We start from the raw sequence: 14425 nt of genomic DNA on the forward strand, positions 1-14425 counted from the left end.
GCGGGTCTCCTCATTGGCCGGGGCTGAAACGACGGGCGACGAGGAGGATGAGCTGCTCCAGCGCCAAGCCCACGATGCCCACGACGAAGATGGCGATCAGGATGTGTTCCACGTTGAGGTTGTTCCACTCGTCCCACACCCAGAAGCCGATGCCCACGCCCCCGGTCAGCATTTCGGCGGCGACGATCACCAGCCATGCCACACCCACTGCCAGCCGCACGCCGGTGAGGATGGCGGGGAGCATGGCCGGCAGAAGAATGCGGGTGATCGTCTGCAGTTCGGAGAAGCCGAGCACCCGCGCGACGTTCAGGTAATCCTGGGGCACCTGGCGGACGCCGACTGCGGTGTTGAGGATCATGGGCCAGATGCTGGAGATGAAGATCACCCAGATGGCGGCCGGATGCGCCGCCTTGAATACCAGCAGCCCGATGGGCAGCCACGCCAGGGGCGATACCGGGCGCAGCAGGGCGATGATGGGTGCCGCCATGCCGGCGAAGAAGGCAAAACGGCCAATGAGAAAGCCAAGGGGAATGCCCACCGCCGCCGCCAGGCCGAAGCCGATGCCAACGCGGGAAAGCGAGGAGAGGAGGTTCCAGCCGATGCCCTGGTCGTTGGGACCGCGGTCATAGAAGGGATCGGCGAAGAGCTGCCGCGCCGCCTCCCAGGTGGCCAGCGGTCCCGGAATGCGGCCGTCGGCGGCGATGGCTGCCCACAGGCCGACGAACAGGGCAAGGCCCAGCATCGGCGCGGCAAGGGGGATGAGAAGACGGCGCAGGTGGCCGGCCGCCTGGCGCAAGGCATGGCCACGGCGCTGTGGTGGCAGCGGCAGGACCGGGGCCGGGCGGTCAAAGGGTTTTGCTGTGGGATAAGGCATCATGGCGGGCTCCACGTTCAGACCTTGATGGAAAAGCTGTCGGCATAGGCCTGGGGATTTCTGCCATCCCAGACCACGCCGTCGATGAGCCGGGAGGTGCGCAGCGGCTCCTTCGGTAGCGCCGTGCGGGTGGCGGTGGCGGCATCGCGGTAGAGGTCGATGCGGTTGATGGCCCGCGCGGTGGCGAGGTAATCCGGGTGCGCCTTGATGAGGCCCCAGCGTTTGTGCTGGGTGAGGAACCACATGCCGTCCGACAGATAGGGGAAATTGACCGCCCCCTCGTCGTAGAACTTCATGAAATGGGGGTCCTGCCACTTGCGCCCGATGCCGTTGTCGTACTGGCCCAGCATGCGGCCTTCGATGGAAGCAACATCGGTGTTGACGAACGACTTGGCGGCGATGATCTGCGCCACTTCCCGGCGGTTGGCCGGGGTGTCGATGTAGCGGGACGCCTCCAGCACAGCGCTGACCAGGGCGCGGGCGGTGTTCGGGTATTTTTCGACGAACTCGGCGGTGGTGCCCAACACCTTCTCCGGATGCTCCGGCCAGATGTCCTGGCTGGTCGCGGCGGTGAAGCCCACCCCATCGTGGATGGCGCGCGCATTCCAGGGCTCGCCCACGCAGTAGCCATCCATATTGCCCACCCGCATGTTGGCGATCATCTGCGGCGGCGGCACGGTGATCACCTTGACGTCGCTGAAGGGATGCACGCCATGGGCGGCCAGCCAGTAATACAGCCACATGGCATGGGTGCCGGTGGGGAAGGTCTGGGCGAAGGTGTACTCCCGGTTTTTCGTCCGCACCAATCTGGCGAGTCTGGCGCCGTCGGTGACCCCCTGGCCTTGCAATTGCCGGGAAAGGGTGATGGCCTGACCGTTGCGGTTGAGGGTCATGAGCACGGCCATGTCCTTCTTCGGCCCGCCGATGCCGAGGTGCACGCCATAGACCAGGCCATAGAGGACGTGCGCGGCGGAAAGCTCGCCATTGATTAGCTTGTCGCGGACCGCCGCCCAGGAGGCTTCCTTGCTGGGGACGATGCGGATGCCGTATTTCGCGTCGAAACCTTTGACGGAGGCGATGACCACGCTGGCACAGTCGGTCAAGGGAATGAAGCCCACCTTGACCTCGCGCAATTCCGGCGCATCCGATCCCGCCGCCCAGGCCGCATGGCGCACTGCGGGCGGTACCAGCCCCATCAGGGTGGCGGCGGCAGACAAGCCTGTGTTTTTGAGGAAGCGCCGGCGGTGCGGGTCACGGGGTGCGGTGTGCCTTCCGCTGCGCCTTGGGCGTGGGCTTGTGCGGTTTGACGACTCCATGGGTGTGCTCCAAAACAAAACGGCGTCCCCCTTCGCGGGGTGGACGCCGTTGTCCCTGAAAAACGTTCCGATCTTCGAGCCGGCACGCCATTGCACCGGCTCGCTTTCACGTCAAGCAATCCACGTGCCAGGGCGCCTTGAGCGCAAAACTGCATCCCTCAAGGCATTGCGCCGCAGGCCGTGCCCGCCCAAGGTGCAAACGGCGCAAACATCGCACCGGCCTGGTGCGCCTCAAGTGCGGCGGCTCCGTTGCAGAAGGCGCCGTGCCGCCTCCGCTTTGGTGATGCCTGCATCCATGGCCAGCCGGCGCAGGCGGGCATGGGCTTCACTCTCGCTCAACCCCTCCTGCATCAGCAGACGTTTGGCCGCATCCACCGCCTCCCGCCCGGCGAGTCGTTGCTTTGTCGCCTCGAGTTCCGCATGCAGGTTGCGCAGGGATTCGTGGCGCACGCGCGCCGCTTCCAGGATGGGCAACAGCCGCTCGGGGGCAAGGCCCGCGACCACATAGGCGGCCACGCCGGCGCGCACCGCGCGGCGCAGTTTGCCCACGTCCGGGTCTTCCGTGAACACCACCATGGGGCGGGGCAGCGCCGTGCCGAAGAGGCAGATGCTCTCCAGGGTGTCCCTTTCCATGGCATCCGCCGCCACCATGATCACATCCGGTTGCAGCGCGGAAATGGTGGCTTCCAGACGGAAGAGGGGGCCGTCAAACACCTCCACCCGGCAGCCAATGGCGGCCAGGCAGGAACGGGCCTCCTCCCAGTAACGGTCGTGGCCGCGCAGGAGCAGAACGGTGATGGGGGATTCCATGGCGGTGTGCGGACAAGGGCAATCTATGCAAACGTTGTGCCAGGCGGCCGATCGAGCCTATCGATGAAGACCATGGGAACAATCGATCACACCCCGAGGCGGCGGTGACCATAATAGAGATATGGGTGCAGGGCGGCAGGATACGGATCGAAGAGAACCCGCGTGGAGGCAAGGACCGATGGGCGCTGGAACATTTGCAAAGGACAGGCCGTTGATGGCCACACTGCGGCCGGCCAGGGCCGGCGACCTACCAGCCGTCAACGGCGTGATCCAACGGGCCATCGGCACCTGGCGGCTGCCGCCGCGGGTCAAGCGTCTGGCGGTGCCCCTTTATTGCTATCGTGAAACGGATCTCACCGCCCTCGAGCTCACCGTGGCCGAGCGCGCGGGCGAAGTGGTGGCGGTCGCCGCCTGGGAGCCCGCGGCGGCGCAGGATTTGCCGTCGGGGCAACGCGGTCTGTTGCTGCATGGGCTCTATGTGGACCCGGCCTGGCAGGGGCGTGGCCTGGGGCGGCTGCTGCTATACAGGGCCTGTGCTGCCGCGGGGGAGGCGGGTTTCGATGGTGTGCTGGTGAAGGCCCAGGCAGAGGCAGCGCCCTTTTTCGCCGCCGCGGGGTGTCGGTTGTTGCCGGTGCAGGATCCCGCGCGCGACTATCCCCACCGTTACTGGTGTGCCCCGGCGGCGGGCTGTCCCGGCGGCTGATCTGCCCGGGGGAATGTTTTGCGAGGCGACGTTGCCATGGAACTTGCCCCCCACTCCCAAGCCCCGGCCTGGCGCAGTGTCTGGCGCGCGCAAGCCCGGGCGCATCCCCATGCGGCGGCGGCGCTTATCGCCGGTGCCGGCGCCGTCCTGCTGCTTTTTGTGGTGAGTCTCAAGCGCCTCTTTGCAGGGGAGGCTGAAGGGGCGCTCCGGCTCGCCCTGCTGGGCGGGGCGGCCGGTTTCCTCGCCACCGCCCTGGGTGCCCTGCCGGCATTTTTCCTCACGCGGCTTGCCTCCCGCGTCGAAGACATTCTGCTGGGCTTCGCGGCGGGTATGATGCTGGCCGCCAGCGCCTTTTCCCTCATCCTGCCAGGACTTGCGGCGGGTGCCGCCCTCACCGGCCAACCCCTCGCCGGCGCCGGCCTGGTGGTGCTGGGGCTGATTTTCGGCACGGCGCTCATGGTGGGGCTCGACGATTTCATGCCCCACGAACACGCCCATCTCGGCGTGCACGGAGCGGGGGGTGAGCGACTGTCGCGGGTGTGGCTGTTCGTCTTCGCCATCGCCCTGCACAACCTGCCGGAAGGCATGGCCATTGGTGTGGCCTTCTCCCGCGGCGATTGGTCGGTGGGGCTGCCGTTGACCACGGCCATCGCCGTGCAGGACATTCCCGAAGGGCTGGCGGTGGCCATGGCCCTCAAGGCGGCTGCCCTCCCGCCGGGGCGTGCGGTGGCGGTGGCCGTGGCCAGTGGTCTGATGGAGCCGGTGGGAGCCCTGCTCGGGTTGGGCCTTGCCGGCGGGCTGGCCGCCGCCTATCCGGTCGGTTTGGGGCTTGCGGCCGGCGCCATGATTTTCGTCGTCTCCCACGAGGTGATCCCGGAGACCCACCGCAACGGGCACCAGACCCCTGCCACCCTGGGGCTGATGGCGGGGTTTGCGCTGATGATGGTGTTGGATACCACCCTGGGGTGAGGCGGTGACGGAAAAGTTTTTTCATCCCACCTGACGGAGGAAGCCATGAAGCGGAAAGCAGACAAATCGGGCGCCAAGGCAGAGAGCGCCTTTCTCACCGACATCAAGCTGTTGCGCGAGCGTGCGCGCAAACACATCGAGGATGGCGCCGTCACCCCCGGCTACAAGGCCGACCGGGAAACGGTGATCAAGCTCCTCAACGAAGCGCTGGCCACGGAGCTCGTGTGCATCCTGCGCTACAAACGCCACTACTTCATGGCGAGTGGCATCAACGCCGATGCGGTGGCGCAGGAATTCCTACAGCACGCCAACGAGGAGCAGATGCATGCCGACCAGATCGCCGCGCGCATCGTGCAACTGAAGGGGGAACCCAACTTCAACCCCGACGGCCTGTCCTCCCGCAGCCACGCCGAGTATGTGGAAGGCCGGGACCTGATCGACATGATCCGCGAGGACCTCGTTGCCGAGCGCATCGCCATCGACAGCTATGGCGAGATGATCCGCTACATCGGTGACAAGGACCCCACCACCCGCCGCATGCTGGAGGGGATCCTCGCCATGGAGGAGGAGCACGCCGACGATCTGGCAAGCCTCCTCGCCGATCTTGCGCGTTGAGGCGCGGCCGGGACGCACAAACCGTCTCCGCAATGAGGGGTTGCCCGCGGTTTCGCCGCGGGCTTTATCGCCGGGACAGCCTGCGCCTCAACTTCGTGTATAAAATGGCGCCAGCGCCACCCCCGCGCACCGGGACGGGGGCGGACGGCTTTCAGTGAGGGGGCGCAGAAATGAACAGAACAAGAATGCCGCGCGCGGTGCGGCTGGGTCTGCTTTTGCTGGGGTGTTTCGCGGCGACCGCTTTGGCAGAGGTGGTGCCGCAGGAAGGGAGCCCCAGGCCGTCGGCACCCCGCGGCGGCTTTGGTCTTTCCATTGATCTGGGCAGTCTCTTCGGGGCCATCCGCGATGCGGTGAAGAAAAGCGAGACGGCGGAGGAAACGCCGCCCCTTGCCAAGCAGGCGGTGCAGGTGAGCCCCGTTTCCGGCGGGGGTTACACCATCGACTGGGTGGTGCAGTACGCCAACAATACCAATGCCGTGCAAAACGGCGTGACCCTGGTGGACGGGCCGATCGCCACGATTCTGCCGGGCTCCCTGCAGCAGCCCGCGGGGTGGGTGGGGACCACCAATGCCAATCCTCCGGTGGACAACTGGGTGAAATGGACGGGCAACGCGCCGCCCCTTTCCGGTTACATGAGCGCCACCCTGCCCACGGCGGCACCCGCTTCCTTCAACCCCGGTGCCGGCTCCGGTGACGGCTTCATGCCCATCCCCTATCGGCGCGCGGGGGTGCTGCGCATCTATTTCATCAACCACCACATCGGCGGCGCGCTCCCGCCCAACGATGTGAACACCGCTAAGCCCTTCGGTTGTGTGGACACCACGACCGGCATGCCCTGTGCGGGGTTCCCCAAGAAGTTGCCAAAGGGCGATGGCAGCGGCCAGCCTTCGGCGGTGAACTTCTATCCCGAGGAGTATGACCTGCAGGGTGGTCTCCTGTTTTACGCGGTGACGGCGCGCGGCGCGGGCGGTGTCTGGGAATACGGGCTTGGCTGCTATGACCTCAACCTGGATCAGGAATGCGGTTTCTATCGTCTGGGCACGCTAGCGCCCAGCTACAGCGGCGAAGCCTATGTGAAGGGGCCTTGGCGGATTGGCAATCGCCTCTACCTCCTTGGCGGTGACCGCAGGCTCTATTGTCTGGACGCCGGCAATCCCTCCGTCTTTTGCCCGGGCCTGTCTTCCTACGCCACGGGCTTTATCCTGCCTGCGGCCGCCTTCCCCCTGCCGGGGCCCTTCAACTACTGGGGACCAGCGGTGTTCGGGGAGGTGATCGGCGGGCGCCTCTACCTCACCACGGACAGCAATCCCCAGAGTGGTTGGTCGGCGGTGGGGAAGACCCTGCGCACGTTTTGTTTCGATGCCACGACGCAGGGTCCCTGCGCCGGCTTCGCCGTGGTGCCGCGCAACGTCACTGCGGTGCGCACGACGACTTTTCTCTACTACGATGCGGCGGGGGTTGCCCGCCATGTCTGCACCCGCCTTATGGGCATGAACCAAAGCTGTGTCGATGCGGCCACCGGGGCGCCGAGCACGCCGCCGGTGGTGATGCCGGCTTTCTCCTCCAACGAGGGTTTCGGCTCCGAGGTGACGGTGGGTGGGCGTACCTATTTTCCCGACTACCACATGGGCGATCAGTCGGTGAAGTGCTGGGACTGGGCGACACAGGCGGCCTGCACGCCGGTCCCGTCCTTCCTGGCGTGGACCGCCATGCCCAAGAATTACGCGGTCAACGTGGATGATCAGGGCTGCATCTGGGTGCTGGGCGACAATGCCTCCGCCACCTGGAATTTCGATCCGCGCAAGCCCCTTGCCAACGGCAAGGCGCAGCGCTGCGGCGGTCCCGAGGGGGTGTACGAACAGGTGTTCCTGCCCTGGCGTTATTGCTCCGGGCCGCGGCCCTTCGCCTGGACGCAGCTGGAAATTGCCAACGCTGCGCTCGCCCAGTTCAGCAAACTCATCCTGCGCGTCAAGGATGCGGCCGGCAATGTGATCCTGACCTTCGATGCACTGGCCAATGGCAGCCTCATCGCCCCCCTTGCCGCCATCGATCCCCAGACCAACGGCCAGCCGCTGCGCGTGGAGGTGGAGTATGCCCTGGTACCCGGTGCCAGTGTGACGCCGGAGCTGCGCGCCCACTACCGCGCCTCGCCCCTGGAATTCTGTTTCCGCAGCACGCACACCTGCGGCCAGGGCCCGATCACCAACACCCTCGGCATCACGGCGCCCGTGGCGCTTCAGGCGCCACCCGTCACGGTGCAGGTGCCCCTGCCGACGGCTTGTGGGGAGGGCGCACCGGCGGAGGGGACGCCTGCTGGCGGCGCCTCATCGGCTTCCCCTGCCCCCGATACGGGCGGTGGGGCGGGCGGCGCCGGCCCGCTGGCGGGGGCGCTCGCGGGGGGTGTGGCCGCGGCCATCCTAAATCCCCAGGCGGCGGGCGTGGAGCCGGTGGAATGTCCGCCCGGCATCGCAAACTGCCGGCCTGCGCAAAGCACACCCGAGGCCCCGCCGAAACGCTGCTATTGGCGGCCCAAGGTCAAGGCGGCCCAGCCTGCGCCGGCCGCGGTCAAGCCGGCCCATTCAAGCGCGCCGCGCAAAGCGAGCCAGGGGACGGCGGCCAAAGCGGCCAGCACGGCCGGCAAGCCGGCCCGCGCGCCCGTTAAGCCCAAGGCGCGGCCGAAGGCGAAACCCAGGCAGCCGGAAATGGAATGGGTGTGCGATGAGTGAACGGCCGGCGCCAGTTCAGCCGGTGCTCCAGGCGCGGGGTTTGATCATCCCGGCAAGTTTGCACGCCTGCTTCACATAGCCATAGGGGAAGAGGCGGTAGAGGTGTTCCTTGGCCGCCTTGCGGTCCATGCCGCGCTGCGCAAGGAAATCCTGCACATGGCGGACATCGGGCGCGAGCTGGTGTTCGTTCCAATACCTGCGCATGAAGTGGAGTACCTCCCAGTGGTCATCGGTGAGCACGATACCCTCCTCGCGGGCAAGCTCCCGCGCCACGTCCTCGTTCCAGTCCTCGGGATTGATCAGATAGCCCTCCGCGTCCCGTGGCAGGGCCAGGGCATGGGCCTCAACGCTTTTCATCCTGTACCTCCGCAGCCGTAAAAACCCGTCTGGCAACATACGGGCGACGATGCATATAATCAAGCGATATTCTTTGCGGCTTGCTATCGAAAAAAGCGATAATAACCCCATGCACCCGGCGAAACGGCTGCCCCTCGACGTGGAACAGGCGAGGACTTTCCTTGCTATCGTCGCCCGCGGCAGTTTTCTCGAGGCGGCGCATCAGCTCAATCTCACCCAGTCCACCGTGAGCGCCCGCATCCGCGCCCTGGAAGAGGCGCTGGGGGTGCGTCTTTTTCAACGCAACCGCGCCGGTGCCAGTCTCACCCTTGCCGGCCGCCGGTTCCTGCCCCACGCCCAACGTCTGGTGCGCGTGGCGGAACAGGCCTGGCGCGAGGTGGGGCTGCCTTCCCGCTATCGCAGCACGCTGCGGGTGGGGGCGCGCATTGCCCTGTGGGAGGGGCTATTGCCCGCATGGCTTGCCCGCCTGCGCCGCCTGCACCCGGATGTCGCCGTGGAGGCGGAGATCGGCTTCGAGGCGGATCTGCAGGGCCGGCTCACCGAAGGCAGCCTGGACCTCGCCTTCATGTATTCCCCTACCCATACGCCGGGGCTGGTGGTGCGTCATCTCTTCGACGAGACCCTGGTCCTCGTCTCCGACCGCCCCCGCCGGCGGCCAGGGCGGGAGTACATCCACGTGCGCTGGGGACCCGGTTTCGATCAGCAGGAAGCGGCGGCTTTCCCCGGCCTCGAACCGCCGCCGCGGGTGGTCAATGTGGGCTGGCTTGCCGTGCAACTGCTGCTCGCCGAAGGCGGCTCCTGTTACCTGCCCTGGCGCATGGCGCAGCCCTTTGTGGAGGCCGGCCGTTTCCATGTGCTGCGCCAGGCGCCGCGCCTGGCATTGCCGGCCTATGGGGTGTACCGGGAGGAGGAAGGGCAGGGACTGCCGGGGACGGCGCTGGGGGTCTTTTCCGGCTTGCTGCGGCTGGCGCAAGCTTAGAGACGGTGTCGCGCATCGCGCAGGCCGAAGCCGGTGGGCAGGCGGTGGAGATTGCGGGCAAAGCCGATCACCTTGACGAGCTCGCCCATCTCCGCCGGTGACAGGAGGGTTTGCACCTCCGCCGCAAGGCGAAGATAGCGGGCATCCACGACCGGGGTTTCCGCAAGCCGCTCGGTGATGCCGCAGCCAAGCAGGAAGGCGGCCTGGCTGGTGTAGCCCAAAAGTTCCAGCCCCTCGCCCAGGGCGGCTTCTGCGATGGCGGTGAATTCCACATGGGCGGTGATGTCGGCAAGCCCCGGCCAGAAAAACGGATCGTCATGGACATGGTGGCGGTAATGACAGAGGAGGGTACCTGTGCGCCGCTCCGGGTGGTAATACTCGGCACGTCCAAAGCCATAGTCGATGAAAAGGAGCATGCCGGCGGCAAGGCGTCGGGCGAGGCTTGCCACCAGCGCAACGGCGGCGGGGTGCAGCTCCACCAGATAGTTTTCCGGAAGGTCGAGGGCGGCCGCCTGCGCGATGAGGGCGGGCGACCCACAGGGGCGATCCTTCCAGACGAAGGCGTCGCCGGCCACCGTCACCCCCCTTTCCAGCCAGATACCGTCGCGGCGCAGCAGCAGATGGACCGGCAGCGCATCCAGCACTTCGTTGCCGAAGACCACGCCGCTTGTCTTCTCGGGCAGTTCCTCAAGCCATTGCACGCGCCCGGCGAGGGTGGCGGGCAGGGCGGCGAGCCGCTGCTTCTGGCGGGCAGCGAGCTCGGCTGAAGGCTCCAGGATGAGATAGCGCCGCGGCAGACAGTCAAGCCTGGCCAGCTCCTGCAGCACATCCTCCGCCAGACGGCCGCTGCCTGCGCCCAGCTCCAGGATGTCGCCGCCGGTCTCGGCGAGCACGTCGGCAAGGCAGTGGGCGAGACTCCTGCCAAAAAGGGGGCTGATTTCCGGTGCGGTGACGAAATCGCCCCCGGGACCGAATTTGGCCGCCCCCGCCGCGTAGTAACCCAGCCCAGGCGCGTAGAGGGCAAGCTCCATGTAGCGGGCGAAGGAAAGCCAGCCGCTTTTGCGGATTTCCTCACGGATGAGCTGCGTAAGGCGCCGACTGTGCTGCGCGGCCTCGGGCGAGGGAGCGGGCAGGGCAGGCATGTGGTAGATTTCCCTTGACGGCCAGACCGGCCATTCTACCGTGGCGGCTTCGGCGGCAAGCCGCTGCGTTTTCTGACTCTAAAGCGATGCCCAACTCGGAAAGCGACAAAGTCGTCCTCATCACCGGCGGGGCCAAACGCGTTGGCGCGGCGATCTGCCGCATGCTCCATGCCGCCGGCTGCCGGCTGATGATCCATTACCGTTCCTCGCGCGGCGAGGCGGAGGCGCTGGCCGCGGAACTCAACGGGCGCCGTCCCGACAGTGTGGGGCTTACACAGGCAGACCTCCTGGATTGCGCCGGGTTGCCCCGCCTGGTCAAGGATACGCTGGCGAAATTCGGCCGGTTAGACGTGCTCATCAACAATGCGTCGAGTTTCTATCCCACCGAGGTGGGTTCCATCACCGAGGAGAACTGGACGGATCTCATGGGCACCAACCTCAAGGCGCCCCTGTTCCTCGCCCAGGCGGCGGCGGATGCCCTGCGCCATGCCCGGGGCGCCATCGTCAACATCGCCGACATCCATGCCGAGCGGCCCATGAAGTCCTACGTCGTGTACAGCATCGCCAAGGCCGGGCTGCTCGCCCTCACCAAGTCCCTGGCCCATGAGCTGGGACCCTATGTGCGGGTGAATGCCATCGGCCCGGGGCCGATCTTGTGGCCGGAGGACGACCCCACCTTCGATGAGACCGAGCGCCGCCGCATCATCGCCCATACCCTGCTCAAGCGGGAGGGCACGCCGGAAGACATCGCGCGGGCGGTGCGTTTCCTGATTTTCGATGCCACCTACACCACTGGTCACATGCTGACCGTGGACGGCGGACGGAGTGCCAGCCTGTGACGGAAACCGTGATCCCGCCACGCAGCCTGGTGGTACGCGCCGGGCGTGCCATCGGCGACTATGACATGATTCGCGACGGTGACCGCGTTCTGGTCGCGGTGTCCGGCGGCAAGGACAGTCTGTCGCTGCTCCACGTGCTGCTCCATCTGCAACGGAAGGCGCCAGTGCGTTTCCATCTGGCCGCCGCCACGGTGGACCCCCAGTCGCCGGACTTCGACCCGAGCCCCCTCAAGGACTACGTGCCGCAACTGGGCATCCCGTATTTCTACGAGTCTTTCCCCATTGTCGAGCAGGCGAAGACCTCGATGGAGGGCGATTCCTTCTGCGCCTTCTGCGCCCGGCTGCGCCGCGGGCTTCTCTATGGCTGCGCGCGCCGCGAGGGATACAACGTGCTGGCGCTGGCCCAGCATCTGGATGATCTGGCGGAGACCTTCCTCATGTCGGCTTTCTTCGGCGGCAAGCTGCGTACCATGCAAGCCCACTACGTGATCGACGCCGGTGATCTGCGGGTCATCCGCCCCTTTGTCTATGTGCGGGAGCGGCAGACCGCCGCCTTTGCCAGGCAAGCCGGTCTGCCGGTGATCCAGGAGAACTGCCCGGCGTGTTTCAAGCATCCCACCGAACGCATGCACATGAAACAGTTACTCGCCGGGCTGGAGAAGGCGCATCCGCGACTGTTCCCCAACCTGCTTGCCGCCATGCGGCCCCTGATGGGCCCGATGCAGGAAAAACTCCGCCACATGCCCCGCCGCGAGGCGGGCGCGCGGCTGGTGGTAGATTGAGCCTCAGGCGCCAAGCCGCCGGCGCACCTGGGCGGCCGCCGCCACCATGTTGGCGAGGGCGACCTCCACTTCCTCCCAATTCCGTGTCTTCAGGCCGCAATCGGGGTTGACCCACAGGCGTTGCGCCGGAAAGACCGCCACCGCTTCTTCGATGAGCTGCGCCATGGCCGCGGTGCTGGGCACCTGCGGGGAATGGACGTCGAAGACCCCGGGACCCAACTCGTTGGGGTAACCGATGCGGGCGAAGCCGGCGAGGGAATCCATGGCCGAGCGGCTGGCCTCGATGGTGAGCACGTCCGCATCCAGCTCCACCAGGGTGGGCAGGATGTCGCCGAATTCGGCGTAACACATGTGGGTGTGAATCTGGGTGCTGTCCCGCGTCTGCGCCGCAGCGAGACGGAAGGCGCGGGCGGCGGCCTGGAGATAGCCGGACTGCGCCGGACCCCGCAAGGGCAGCCCCTCCCGCAGCGCCGGCTCGTCAATCTGGATGATGTCGATGCCGGCCTCTTCCAGATCCCGCACCTCGTCCCGGATGGCCAGGGCAAGCTGCAGCAGGACCGTCGCCAGAGGCAGGTCGGTGCGCACGAAGGACCACTTGAACAGCGTCACTGGCCCGGTGAGCATGCCCTTCACCGGCTTGTCCGTGAGCCCCTGGGCGAGGCGTGTCCAGGACACGGTGATGGCGTGGGGCCGGTGGATGTCCCCATAGAGGATGGGGGGCTTGACACAGCGGGAACCATAGGACTGCACCCAGCCGTTGCGGGTGACGGCGAAGCCTTCCAGATGTTCGGCGAAGTATTCCACCATGTCGTTGCGTTCCGGCTCGCCGTGCACCAGCACATCGAGTCCCAGTGCTGTCTGCAGCCGCAGGGCACGGGCGATCTCCCTTTCCATCATGCCGCGGTAGGTGCCGGCATCGAGCTCGCCGCGGGCCAGGGCGGCGCGGGCCTGGCGGATTTCCCGTGTCTGGGGGAAGGAGCCGATGGTGGTGGTGGGCAGCACAGGCAGGGGATGGCGGGCCCGCTGGGCGGCGCGCCGCTTGCCATAGGGTGTGGCGCGGAAACCCGGCTCCTGCCCGAGGGCGGCGATCCTTTCCGCCACCTGCGGCCGGTGGACACGGGGGCTTATGCGGCGGGATTCCAGGGCGCGGCGCATCGCGGTCCAGTCCACCGCTTTGCCCCGCGCCGCGTTTGCAAGTTGCGCCAACTCGTCGAGCTTTTCCCGGGCAAAGGCGAGCCAGCTTTTGAGCTCCCCATCGAGGCCCGTTTCGCCGGCGAGCGTCAGCGGCACGTGCAGGAGCGAGCAGGAGGGGGCCAGCCACACCTCCGCTCTCTGTCGCAGCGCCGGCAGCAGGCGCGCGCTTGCTGCATCGAGATCGGTGCGCCAGACATTGCGCCCGTCGATGATGCCCAGCGAGAGTACCTTGTGCGCCGGTAGCCAGTCGAGCACGGGAACAAGATCGGTGCCTGCGCTCACGAGGTCGAGGTGCAGCCCCGCCACGGGGAGCTGACAGGCCAGGCGCGCATTTTCCGCAAGGGGCGAAAAATAGGTCGCGATGAGCAGGTTCACCCCACTGCCGGTGAGCGCCGCATAGGCGGGTTCGAAAGCCCTGCGCCAGGCTTCCGGCAGTTCCAGGCCCAGCACCGGCTCGTCCATCTGCACCCACTTCACCCCCAGGGCGGAAAGCTGTGCCAGCACTTCGCCATAGACCGGCAGCAGGCGGGGCAGCAGGTCGAGCCGGGAAAAGCCCGCGGCCTTTTCCTTGCCCAGCCAGAGGAAAGTCAGCGGACCCAGCAGCACGGCTTTCAGCGGCCGCCCGAGGGCGCGTGCTTCGGCCACCTCATCGAAGAGCCGTCGCGAGGCGAGGCGGAAAGTGGTGTCCGGCAGAAACTCCGGGACCAGGTAGTGGTAATTGGTGTCGAACCACTTGGTCATTTCCAGTGCCGCCCCGTTTGCCCCACAGCAGCCGGCCTGTTGACTCCCCCTTGCCATGGCGAAATAGCGGGCAAGCGCCGTGTCCGTGGGGGAAAAGCGGAAGCGGGCCGGCTCGCAGCCGAAAAGCTGGATGTGGTCGAGGACATGGTCGTAGAGGGAGAAATCGCCCACGGTGAGGAAATCGAGACCGGCCTCCATCTGGTGGGCCCAGTGGGTGGCGCGCAGCCCCCGGGCCACCGCCTCCAGTTCATCGGCGCGGGCTTCCCCCCGCCAGAAAGCTTCCAGGGCGAATTTGAGTTCCCGTTGCGCCCCCATGCGTGGGTAGCCCAGGATGTGGGTGCGGATGGTTGGTGTCATGATGTGCTCCTCGTTCCAAGG

General features: G+C 66.8%; 13 protein-coding genes. 7 read left to right on the forward strand and 6 right to left on the reverse strand.

Annotated features, from left to right (window positions below; translation table 11 throughout):
* Positions 1-10: 10 nt before the first annotated feature.
* The 3 genes from ntrB to K6T56_00310 all read right to left on the reverse strand — a co-directional run bounded on the left by ntrB (position 11) and on the right by K6T56_00310 (position 3000).
* A complete protein-coding gene (ntrB, locus tag K6T56_00300) occupies positions 11-874 on the reverse strand; it encodes a nitrate ABC transporter permease (GenBank protein MCL6554779.1) in 864 nt (287 codons plus the stop codon).
* A 17-nt stretch (positions 875-891) separates the two neighbouring features.
* Positions 892-2190, reverse strand: a complete 1299-nt coding sequence (locus K6T56_00305) for an ABC transporter substrate-binding protein (GenBank protein MCL6554780.1) — start codon at positions 2188-2190, stop codon at positions 892-894.
* A 231-nt stretch (positions 2191-2421) separates the two neighbouring features.
* Complete coding sequence (locus K6T56_00310) at positions 2422-3000, reverse strand: ANTAR domain-containing protein (GenBank protein ID MCL6554781.1); 579 nt, start codon at positions 2998-3000, stop codon at positions 2422-2424.
* 214 nt (positions 3001-3214) lie between these two features.
* Between K6T56_00310 and K6T56_00315 the strand changes: the two genes are divergently transcribed.
* The 4 genes from K6T56_00315 to K6T56_00330 all read left to right on the forward strand — a co-directional run bounded on the left by K6T56_00315 (position 3215) and on the right by K6T56_00330 (position 8013).
* Entirely contained in the window at positions 3215-3703 is a 489-nt protein-coding gene (locus K6T56_00315; protein ID MCL6554782.1) for a GNAT family N-acetyltransferase, read from the forward strand.
* Positions 3704-3739: 36 nt separating this feature from the next.
* Complete coding sequence (locus tag K6T56_00320; GenBank protein MCL6554783.1) at positions 3740-4672, forward strand: ZIP family metal transporter; 933 nt, start codon at positions 3740-3742, stop codon at positions 4670-4672.
* 45 nt (positions 4673-4717) lie between these two features.
* Positions 4718-5287, forward strand: coding sequence for a bacterioferritin (locus K6T56_00325; GenBank protein ID MCL6554784.1), 570 nt, complete (start codon positions 4718-4720; stop codon positions 5285-5287).
* Positions 5288-5457: 170 nt separating this feature from the next.
* Positions 5458-8013, forward strand: coding sequence for a hypothetical protein (locus tag K6T56_00330; protein MCL6554785.1), 2556 nt, complete (start codon positions 5458-5460; stop codon positions 8011-8013).
* Between the two features lie 15 nt (positions 8014-8028).
* Here the strand turns inward: K6T56_00330 and K6T56_00335 are convergent, their stop codons facing one another.
* A complete protein-coding gene (locus K6T56_00335) occupies positions 8029-8370 on the reverse strand; it encodes a TusE/DsrC/DsvC family sulfur relay protein (protein MCL6554786.1) in 342 nt (113 codons plus the stop codon).
* 109 nt (positions 8371-8479) lie between these two features.
* On the opposite strand from K6T56_00335, the gene K6T56_00340 reads away from it, so the two are divergent.
* The gene (locus tag K6T56_00340; protein ID MCL6554787.1) at positions 8480-9349 is read left to right on the forward strand and encodes a LysR family transcriptional regulator; all 870 of its coding nucleotides are present in this window, start codon (positions 8480-8482) and stop codon (positions 9347-9349) included.
* Here the strand turns inward: K6T56_00340 and K6T56_00345 are convergent.
* Positions 9346-10491, reverse strand: coding sequence for a class I SAM-dependent methyltransferase (locus K6T56_00345; protein MCL6554788.1), 1146 nt, complete (start codon positions 10489-10491; stop codon positions 9346-9348). The two genes, K6T56_00340 and K6T56_00345, sit on opposite strands and share 4 nt — an antisense overlap.
* A gap of 86 nt (positions 10492-10577) precedes the next feature.
* Between K6T56_00345 and K6T56_00350 the strand changes: the two genes are divergently transcribed.
* Positions 10578-11330 (forward strand): pteridine reductase, encoded by a 753-nt coding sequence (locus tag K6T56_00350; GenBank protein ID MCL6554789.1) that lies wholly within the window; start codon positions 10578-10580, stop codon positions 11328-11330.
* Complete coding sequence (locus K6T56_00355; protein MCL6554790.1) at positions 11327-12112, forward strand: tRNA 2-thiocytidine(32) synthetase TtcA; 786 nt, start codon at positions 11327-11329, stop codon at positions 12110-12112. The genes K6T56_00350 and K6T56_00355 overlap by 4 nt, the downstream gene beginning before the upstream one ends.
* A gap of 3 nt (positions 12113-12115) precedes the next feature.
* Here K6T56_00355 and metE read toward each other — a convergent pair whose 3' ends face one another.
* A complete protein-coding gene (gene metE, locus K6T56_00360) occupies positions 12116-14404 on the reverse strand; it encodes a 5-methyltetrahydropteroyltriglutamate--homocysteine S-methyltransferase (protein ID MCL6554791.1) in 2289 nt (762 codons plus the stop codon).
* Positions 14405-14425 lie beyond the last annotated feature (21 nt).

It is taken from the genome of Burkholderiales bacterium, assembly GCA_023511995.1.
Classification (GTDB): domain Bacteria; phylum Pseudomonadota; class Gammaproteobacteria; order Burkholderiales; family Thiobacteraceae; genus Thiobacter.

Excerpts from the sequence above, each read along its gene's own strand:
- K6T56_00315 (MCL6554782.1), top strand. The coding sequence starts at position 3,215 with ATGGCCACACTGCGGCCGGCCAGGGCCGGCGACCTACCAGCCGTCAAC.
- K6T56_00325 (MCL6554784.1), top strand. The coding sequence starts at position 4,718 with ATGAAGCGGAAAGCAGACAAATCGGGCGCCAAGGCAGAGAGCGCCTTT.
- ntrB (MCL6554779.1), bottom strand. The coding sequence starts at position 874 with ATGCCTTATCCCACAGCAAAACCCTTTGACCGCCCGGCCCCGGTCCTG.
- K6T56_00330 (MCL6554785.1), top strand. The coding sequence starts at position 5,458 with ATGAACAGAACAAGAATGCCGCGCGCGGTGCGGCTGGGTCTGCTTTTG.
- K6T56_00345 (MCL6554788.1), bottom strand. The coding sequence starts at position 10,491 with ATGCCTGCCCTGCCCGCTCCCTCGCCCGAGGCCGCGCAGCACAGTCGG.
- K6T56_00340 (MCL6554787.1), top strand. The coding sequence starts at position 8,480 with ATGCACCCGGCGAAACGGCTGCCCCTCGACGTGGAACAGGCGAGGACT.
- K6T56_00350 (MCL6554789.1), top strand. The coding sequence starts at position 10,578 with ATGCCCAACTCGGAAAGCGACAAAGTCGTCCTCATCACCGGCGGGGCC.
- K6T56_00310 (MCL6554781.1), bottom strand. The coding sequence starts at position 3,000 with ATGGAATCCCCCATCACCGTTCTGCTCCTGCGCGGCCACGACCGTTAC.
- K6T56_00320 (MCL6554783.1), top strand. The coding sequence starts at position 3,740 with ATGGAACTTGCCCCCCACTCCCAAGCCCCGGCCTGGCGCAGTGTCTGG.
- K6T56_00305 (MCL6554780.1), bottom strand. The coding sequence starts at position 2,190 with ATGGAGTCGTCAAACCGCACAAGCCCACGCCCAAGGCGCAGCGGAAGG.
- metE (MCL6554791.1), bottom strand. The coding sequence starts at position 14,404 with ATGACACCAACCATCCGCACCCACATCCTGGGCTACCCACGCATGGGG.
- K6T56_00335 (MCL6554786.1), bottom strand. The coding sequence starts at position 8,370 with ATGAAAAGCGTTGAGGCCCATGCCCTGGCCCTGCCACGGGACGCGGAG.